Source organism: Lentilactobacillus dabitei, assembly GCF_019061365.1.
Taxonomy (GTDB): domain Bacteria; phylum Bacillota; class Bacilli; order Lactobacillales; family Lactobacillaceae; genus Lentilactobacillus; species Lentilactobacillus dabitei.
On the sequence record NZ_JAHPPD010000125.1, the window covers coordinates 1 to 5,152 of the forward strand.

Below are 5,152 nucleotides of genomic sequence, written 5' to 3' on the forward strand. Positions count from 1 at the left end.
ATTCATGCCTAATAACAAAAAAGCATCACCTTTCGGTGATGCTCATAAGTCGCCATCAATACGATTTGACTTTGACCCCTTCTTTTTGTGTCCGCTGATATGCGGCTTGGATAATAATCAATTATTTACTTAATTCCTTTGCCAACGCGTACCCCATCTTTTGGGCGGTTTGTGCGGTTGGGTGAATCTCATGATCTTCCAGCGTTAGGTCCTTATTCTGGTCGGTAATAATGTTAGGCGCAAATTGCTGGAAATTGATCACCGTTGCGCCAAGCTTGCGGTAAACTCTTGCTTCGGCTTCCCGCAATTGACCGTACGTATAGCCATATTGGTTAACCATGTTTTGCCGATTTTCACCCAATTCGTCATATCTGGAAATTGGCAAGACCCCATAAATGTGGGCACTAGGATTAATTGCCTTAATCCGAGATACATCCTGGTACAAATGGCGAGTAACGTTACGCAGATTGCCAGAACCTGACAAATTAGTGTAGTCGTTGGTGCCGACGTGAATAAAGATCATATTCATTTTCTTTATTTGAGCCTGATGATACTTGATGGCAACGGGCAAATCCTGGGCGACATGTTTGACGCCGACGTAGGCAAACCGATGACCGACGATTTTGGCGCTTGGTACCGCATAGTTCATAACTCGTTTATTAGTGCCAAGGTATTTGCTTAACCAATCGAAGTAGGAGTTGTTCAAGTAGAAGTGAAACCCGTCCCAGCCGGATGGAATTGAATCACCAAAGACACCAATTTGCTTACCAACAAAGCGATTGCCGGCTTGCGGTAATTTAACGTTAAACGACTTGCTGTAAATGCCTTTAATTTGGGAATGTAGAACCCAATAGGTGTGCTTGTTGTTGGCGCTGGTTAAGCGATAAACATAAGCATGTTTACCATTAATCGTGACACTGGCAATTTTGTTGCGATACCAAGTGGTATTGAGCAGACCTTTGCTCGATACCTTTTTTGTTAAATGGACATTTGAATACAACGTCGCATTCTTTTTAAGCGCGTAGGCATGCGCGTGAATGGGCAGCTTGAATTGGACACTCACTTTGGCGGTGCCGGTATCCGCTGTCGAATGACAACCAAAGCCAAATGAAAGGGTAGCTAGTACAAAAGCCGCCACTAAAAGGGTGACGCGTTTGTTAATTGAAATCATGTGAAAATTCCCCCGGTTCAAAATATTGATAACGAATGTAACGAGAAATATGTATCAGTGGCTATTAGCTACCCACTGGGTTACTATACGACAAAAATCTAAAGAAAGTTATAAAGAATTTCAATATCTCCATAAATAATTGTGATATATCCGTATAAATCATGCGTGCTGGGTGTTCTACCGGCATTTACCATTAATTTCGAATGGCAATTTTGGTGCTGGCACCTTATCATAGTAGTTGAGGTGATTGTATGGATTTTAAACAAGTTGTGTTAAATGAAGACAATGGAACAAAATTAGATATTTATGATAGTGCTAGTGATGTTGATCTGCCTGGGATCGTTATTCTACCTGGTGGCAGTTATAAGCCATTTAAAGAACGAGATTCGGAGCGGGTTGCTTTGACATTCTTGACGCAAAGCTACCAAGCTTTTGTGTTGGAATACCCGATTAATGAAAAGAAGAATTATCAAGTAGCCAAAGAAAGTATCAGCACCGCATTTGACTACATAATTAAACACGCAAAAGGCTTGAAAGTCAATCCCAAAAATATTGGCGTCATCGGCTTTTCAGCTGGTGGCCAGCTGGCAGCCGCTTACTCGTGTGAAAAGGGCAACCACGCCCAATTTGCCATTTTAGGTTATCCAGTTGTTAATCAGGCCTTGGATGAGAAAATGGGCATTCAAAGTGAGGATGTCTCCAAACTGGTTACTAAAGAGACTGCCCCAACCTTTATCTTTGGGGCCCGTGGTGATGGACTGGCCCCATATGTTGATCACATTCAACCATATACAAAGGCATTATTTGAGAATGATGTTCAATTTGAACTTCACCTCTTTGCCTCAGGTGGTCATGGATTTAGTTTGGGCAACAAATATACGGGAGTGGTTAACCGCGACAGAACGGATGCTCATTTTGCCAAATGGTTCCCACTGTGTTTGGAATGGCTCAAACAATTTGAGTAGGAAAAGACTGGGACAATCGGCGTTTTGATCCCAGAATTTAACGAAAAAGATCAATTATTCCTAATTATTATTGGAATAGTTGGTCCTTTTTTCTAAATGGCTGGACTCAGCCGTTTGTCAGAAACTTTGTCAATATAAATGGTGGGGCAAGTTACATTTATCAATAATTTGTTGATGGGTATTCTCACGCATCATAATCTTTGTCGAACAAAAACCGCTTCGACAATTCCATGAAGATTGGGGTCATTGGGGTTGAAAGTTCTTGCCAATTTCTTTCAACAAATGGATTGAACTTATTGAGAGCACCACGCTCCAGCTTTTTATTGTCAGTTAACAAATGACGCAGATCCAGTGAAAATTCCTGTAACGTTACCTGGTCAGACTCGGTTTGCATGTCGCCCTTTGCGGAGATTAATTGCTGAAGATAACCATCATATTTTTGCGCTGTTCTTTTATCATCGTCCGCTAGTTTGATGTCAGAGTGGGCATTTTCTCCGTGCTTGAGATCGCTTAAGTACTTCAATCCTTCAGGGGTCAGCCAGCGGGTAGCTTTGTTAGTAAATAGCTTCACCCCGTCAACAAAATCAACGTCAAACGTCGCTGTAAGAATTCCCTCATGCTTATCGTCCATCTTCGAAAGTTCGGCTAAAATATCCGGCGCAGCATAATCATTGTTCTTACCATACTCAATTAATTTACGAACACTCTGGAGATTGACCTGATTCGGCTGGGTTTCTAGGTAACTTAAGATGAATTCTCGCATTTTATCGTTTTGACTCATGAGATCTACCCTCTTTATAAGATTTATTTAACTATGAAATAGCTTCATCTGGATATCCTGGTCGTAGTTACCAAATCCGTGACCGAAGATTGTGCAGCCGCCTTTGTGTTTAGCGTTGTCTTTGATTGCAAATCGTACCGAAATTGTGGGCTGCCGCCAATCCAGATCATCAATGGAAACATCCGTGAAGGGCTGTCCATCTAAATAACTCCCATGGTCGGTCACCCTGACAACCTTGAGTTGCCCATATTGGTTAACGTTATCTGGAACCCAATCAGGCGTGTATTTACCCCGAATATCTGAAAAATCCCCTGGACTGGTCCAAGTCCCAATCTCAACATTGTTAATATAAAACGTGATGTCAGATGGCCAGACGTTGTTGGAAAATGGGAATTCAGATCCTAATTCCATCGACAAATCTAGCATTTCCAAATGATCTTTGTCCTCTAAATAATTGGGGAACTGATATTCAACAAAGCCATCGGTCCACCAAATCATGCCAGCCTTAATCCGATCTGGGCTCATGAAATAAGTGGGATTGTCAACTTTACCAATATAATCATTTTTTCCAGCCAGGCCACAGGATGGCGTCACCGAGTAGTTGGTAAACTGGCCAACCGGCACTTCGGTATCGTATTCCGCAAACGCCGGATAGATCGTACTTGGAAAGTGAACATTAATATTATCAACTTTCAAATAGGAAACCTTTTTATGGCCGTGACGTTCGAAGCCGATAATCCCAGCTTCAGCGAGCTTATTGAGATGCATTAAAACAATGGTACTACTGAGATTGAGCTTCTTAGATAGCTCCTGAACACTGGTCCTTTTCGTTGAGAGGGCCTGAATGATTTGGATTCGCACCGGGCTAGCCAGTGCTTTGTAAACCTTCAGAGAGTCCTGAGATATGTCTAATTCCATGGTAATGAGCTCCTTATTTAACATAACACTTATTGTGTGAATGTTCACTAACAATCCTGCTATGAAAGGGATGAAAGTGCTTTAATCAACATTTATGTTAATTTTTGATTTTGTAACCGCTTTATGGCTGCTTTTATACTATCAAAAACATTTATCTAAGTCAAAATATGATGAAATACTCACAAAAACCATTGTAATCGGTTTCTACAGGCCATATTATAAAAATGTGCACAAGGAGCTTACAAAACTACGTAGTGAAAAGGAGAGTTTACATTGACTGATTATATCAACCCTTTGATTGTTCAACGAGCCGATCCGTTCATTTACAAGCACACTGACGGTTATTATTATTTCACCGCTTCAGTCCCTGCTTATAATTTGATCGAAATTCGCCGGGCTAAAACTTTAGCCGGATTGGCTCATGCTGCTCCACGTACTATTTGGCGCAAGCATGAAAACGGTCCCATGTCACGGCTGATCTGGGCACCAGAAATTCATTACATTGATGGCAAATGGTTCATCTACTTTGCAGCTGCTGAAACAACTGCCTTGGATCAGAATGGGATGTTCCAACACCGAATGTTCTGTATCGAATGTGATGCCGAAGATCCAATGAGAAGTGAAGATGACTGGTTTGAACATGGTCAAGTTGAAACAGGCATGGACAGCTTCTCACTTGACGCAACTTGCTTTGAAGCAAATGATAGACTTTATTATGTTTGGGCCCAAAAGGATCCGGCAATTCGTGGTAATTCCAACATTTATATTGCCGAAATGGAAAATCCCTGGACGCTCAAGACAAAGCCAGTGATGTTGACGAAACCAGAATTTGATTGGGAAACGATTGGTTTTTGGGTTAACGAAGGACCTGCAATTATTCATCGAAACGGCCGTTACTTCTTAACTTATTCTGCAAGCGCTACCGACGAGCATTATGCAATGGGTATGTTAAGTGTTCCCGATGATGCAGATTTGTTGGACGCAAGTAACTGGACTAAGTCGAAAGATCCTGTTTTCCAAAGTGACATGGCAACTCATCAATATGGCCCAGGTCACAATTCATTCACTGTTGCCGAGGACGGCAAAACTGATATTTTGGTTTATCATTGTCGCGATTATACCGAAATTAAAGGCGACCCATTATATGATCCAAACCGTCATACCAAGGTTCAAGCATTTACCTGGAATGATGACGGGACGCCTCATTTTGGCAAGCCAGTTCCATATAATTATGATCTTGAATTTACACTTTAAGTGCAACACTAATTAAATAAAGAATGGCCCATGGCCAAATTTCTGTAAAATGATGTTTGCGAA

The 5,152-nt window shown here is 41.5% G+C and carries 5 protein-coding genes; 2 read left to right on the plus strand and 3 right to left on the minus strand.

The window, feature by feature from the left end:
* Nucleotides 1-121 precede the first annotated feature (121 nt).
* Nucleotides 122-1,171, minus strand: a complete 1,050-nt coding sequence (locus tag KTE19_RS12690) for an SGNH/GDSL hydrolase family protein (protein ID WP_217164618.1) — start codon at nt 1,169-1,171, stop codon at nt 122-124.
* 251 nt (nt 1,172-1,422) lie between these two features.
* On the opposite strand from KTE19_RS12690, the gene KTE19_RS12695 reads away from it, so the two are divergent.
* On the plus strand, nt 1,423-2,136 hold the full coding sequence (locus KTE19_RS12695) for an alpha/beta hydrolase (protein WP_217164616.1): 714 nt from the start codon (nt 1,423-1,425) through the stop codon (nt 2,134-2,136).
* Nucleotides 2,137-2,320: 184 nt separating this feature from the next.
* Here KTE19_RS12695 and KTE19_RS12700 read toward each other — a convergent pair whose 3' ends face one another.
* Nucleotides 2,321-2,917 (minus strand): hypothetical protein, encoded by a 597-nt coding sequence (locus tag KTE19_RS12700; protein ID WP_217164614.1) that lies wholly within the window; start codon nt 2,915-2,917, stop codon nt 2,321-2,323.
* A gap of 27 nt (nt 2,918-2,944) precedes the next feature.
* Nucleotides 2,945-3,835, minus strand: coding sequence for an ArsR/SmtB family transcription factor (locus tag KTE19_RS12705; RefSeq protein WP_217164612.1), 891 nt, complete (start codon nt 3,833-3,835; stop codon nt 2,945-2,947).
* A gap of 273 nt (nt 3,836-4,108) precedes the next feature.
* On the opposite strand from KTE19_RS12705, the gene KTE19_RS12710 reads away from it, so the two are divergent.
* Nucleotides 4,109-5,089: a glycoside hydrolase family 43 protein gene (locus tag KTE19_RS12710; protein ID WP_217342423.1), complete on the plus strand. Its 981-nt coding sequence runs from the start codon at nt 4,109-4,111 to the stop codon at nt 5,087-5,089.
* Nucleotides 5,090-5,152: the final 63 nt, after the last annotated feature.

What these genes read in the sequence shown, in the direction of transcription:
- KTE19_RS12695 (WP_217164616.1), top strand. Translation starts at nt 1,423, where the DNA reads ATGGATTTTAAACAAGTTGTGTTAAATGAAGACAATGGAACAAAATTA.
- KTE19_RS12700 (WP_217164614.1), bottom strand. Translation starts at nt 2,917, where the DNA reads ATGAGTCAAAACGATAAAATGCGAGAATTCATCTTAAGTTACCTAGAA.
- KTE19_RS12690 (WP_217164618.1), bottom strand. Translation starts at nt 1,171, where the DNA reads ATGATTTCAATTAACAAACGCGTCACCCTTTTAGTGGCGGCTTTTGTA.
- KTE19_RS12705 (WP_217164612.1), bottom strand. Translation starts at nt 3,835, where the DNA reads ATGGAATTAGACATATCTCAGGACTCTCTGAAGGTTTACAAAGCACTG.